At 70.8% G+C, this 2,167-nt stretch carries 3 protein-coding genes; 1 reads left to right on the top strand and 2 read right to left on the bottom strand.

The window, feature by feature from the left end; genetic code table 11:
• Together purE and RMO30_RS04405 are read right to left on the bottom strand one after the other, a co-directional pair.
• On the bottom strand, positions 1-482 hold a 482-nt coding region (gene purE / locus RMO30_RS04410), incomplete at its 3' end, for a 5-(carboxyamino)imidazole ribonucleotide mutase (protein ID WP_397427887.1).
• Between the two features lie 8 nt (positions 483-490).
• Positions 491-1,618, bottom strand: coding sequence for a 5-(carboxyamino)imidazole ribonucleotide synthase (locus RMO30_RS04405; RefSeq protein WP_309710014.1), 1,128 nt, complete (start codon positions 1,616-1,618; stop codon positions 491-493).
• Positions 1,619-1,698: 80 nt separating this feature from the next.
• On the opposite strand from RMO30_RS04405, the gene RMO30_RS04400 reads away from it, so the two are divergent.
• A partial coding sequence (locus RMO30_RS04400; RefSeq protein WP_309710011.1) for a GtrA family protein occupies positions 1,699-2,167 on the top strand: 469 nt, incomplete at its 3' end.

Genomic DNA, 2,167 nt, shown 5'->3' with positions numbered 1-2,167 from the left:
GCGTAGTCGGTGAGCGCGGCGGCCAGTCCGGCATCCGTCGTGGACAGGATGCGGGCGGCCAGCAGTCCGGCGTTGCGGGCACCACCGATCGAGACGGTCGCGACGGGGATCCCGGCCGGCATCTGCACGATCGAGAGCAGGGAGTCGAGCCCGTCGAGCTGTGCAAGCGGTACCGGCACGCCGATGACGGGGAGGGTCGTGACAGACGCGAGCATTCCGGGCAGGTGCGCGGCACCTCCGGCCCCCGCGATGATGACCCGGATGCCGCGGCCGGCCGCCGCCGACCCGAACGCGATCATCCGCTGCGGGGTGCGATGCGCCGACACCACTTCGACCTCGTGCGGGATGCCGAACGCTTTCAGCGTGTCCGCGGCATCGGACATCACCGACCAGTCGGAGTCCGAGCCCATGACGACCGCGACGACAGGCGCGGGATCTGCTCCGGAAGCCTGCTTCGGACGCTGTGCTGGCACGGATGCCATGGTACGGCTCAGTTCTGGAAGAAACCCGCCGCGGCGCGCGCCCGCGATCGGGCGTCGTCGAGGTTGTCACCGGTCACCGTCACGTGGCCGACCTTGCGTCCGGGACGCGACTCTTTGCCGTAGGCGTGGAACTTGGCAGCTGGCTCGCCCGCGAGCGCGATCGGGTAGCGGTCGGGCATCGTCTCCCCCGCCGGGCCGCCGAGCACGTTGACCATCACGGACCACAGAGCCCGTGGCGCGGGGTCGCCGAGCGGAAGGTCGAGCACAGCGCGTAGATGCTGCTCGAACTGGCTCGTGACCGCGCCCTCGATCGTCCAGTGACCGGTGTTGTGCGGGCGCATAGCGAGCTCGTTGACGAGCAGGCGGCCGTCCGCGGTCTCAAACAGCTCTACAGCGAGCACCCCCGTCACTTCGAGGCCGGCCGCGATGGTCGTCGCCAGGTCCCGCGCGGCGTCGGTCAGCGCCTCTCCGCCAGGCGCGGGCGCCACGACCTCTGCGCAGACCCCGTCTCGCTGGATCGACTCGACCAGCGGCCATGCCGCCACGTCGCCGGACGGGCGACGGGCCGCCAACTGCGCGAGCTCGCGGCGGAAGTCGACCAACTCCTCGACGAGGAGCGCTCCGCCTGACGCGTGCTCGTCGATGCCCGCGAACCAGTCGTCGGCGCCATCGGCGGCGCGCACGACCCGGACGCCCTTGCCGTCGTAGCCGCCACGCGGCGTCTTCACGACGCCGGCGCCCCCGTGAGCCGCGAGGAAGTCGCCGAGCTCGGAGGCGTCGTGGACGGCGGCCCAGGCCGGAACCGGTGCGCCGAGGGCCGCCAGCCGCTCGCGCATGTACAGCTTGTCCTGCGCGACCGCGAGGGCAGCAGGCCCCGGGCGGATCGGGATGCCGGCGGCCGCGAGCTCGGCGAGGACGGGCTGCGGCACGTGCTCGTGGTCGAAGGTCACCACGTCGACATCGCGGGCGAAGGCGACGACGGTCGCCGCGTCCCGGTAGTCGCCGACTGCGGTCGCCGCGATGCCGGCCGCGCTGCCCTCGACCTCAGCGAGCACACGCAGCTCGATACCAAGCTCGATCGCGGGAGGCACCATCATGCGCGCCAGCTGGCCACCGCCGATGACGCCGACTCTCACGCGTTCTCCGGATCGTTGAGGAAACGGCGGTTAGACTGTCGCCGCCGTTACGACCCTATTCCCCCGGAGGACGCCAACCGATGCGCACGCTCGTCGCTCAGTTCGCGCGCTTCGGGGTCGTCGGGGCCATCGGGTTCGTCATCAACCTCGTGGTGTTCAATGTTCTCCGGGCCACCGTGTTCAACCCCGACACCCTGCACGAGGGGCCGCTCTACGCGAACGTGGTTGCGACCGCCATCGCCATCGTCTTCAACTGGATGGGCAACCGGCACTGGACGTTCCGGGCTCACCGCGGGCGCCAGCTGCTGCGCGAGGGCATCGAGTTCGGGATCGTCAGCCTCGGCGGAATGTTCATCGGACTCGGCTGCCTGTGGGTCTCGCACTACGCGCTCGGGTTCACCAGCGTGCTCGCCGACAACATCGCATCGAACGTGATCGGTCTCGGTCTCGGCACCGCCTTCCGGTTCACCCTCTACCGGATGTGGGTCTTCGCCCCGCACCGCGGCGAGCCGGAGCCCGCGCTGTTCCCTGAGGTGGGCACCGGCAGCC

Origin of the sequence: Pseudolysinimonas sp. (assembly GCF_031389465.1) — a bacterium.
GTDB lineage: Bacteria > Actinomycetota > Actinomycetes > Actinomycetales > Microbacteriaceae > Pseudolysinimonas_A.
Note: the sequence above shows the minus strand (reverse complement) of the source record. Positions and strands in the feature narration are given on the sequence as shown.